Annotated in this window: 1 protein-coding gene; it reads left to right on the forward strand. The window is 58.6% G+C overall.

Going from position 1 to position 292, the window contains the following annotated elements:
* A partial coding sequence (locus tag SJH88_RS19575) for a transposase (RefSeq protein WP_274755432.1) occupies positions 1-283 on the forward strand: 283 nt, incomplete at its 5' end.
* Between the last annotated feature and the right edge of the window lie 9 nt (positions 284-292).

Raw genomic sequence — 292 nt, forward strand, 5'->3', positions numbered from 1 at the left:
CAACCTGGGCCGAGTGCAAAGTGTGCTGTGCGACAGCGGCTACACCGGCAAGCCTTTTGAGCAGGGTGTGCAGGAGATTGTGGGCGAGCACGTGACGGTGCAGATCGCCAAGAGGAGTGAGCTGCACACCTTCAAGGTCATGCCCAAGCGCTGGATCGTCGAGCGCAGCTTTGCGTGGCTGGACAAGAACAGGAGGCTATGGAAGAACTGCGAGCGGCTCTTGAACACCAGCCTGCAGTTCGTCCACTTGGCTTTCCTGGCCCTACTGCTCAGGAGATCGTAAACACGTTCT

Origin of the sequence: Comamonas sp. GCA5 (assembly GCF_036541385.1) — a bacterium.
GTDB classification, from domain to species: domain Bacteria; phylum Pseudomonadota; class Gammaproteobacteria; order Burkholderiales; family Burkholderiaceae_C; genus Comamonas; species Comamonas aquatica.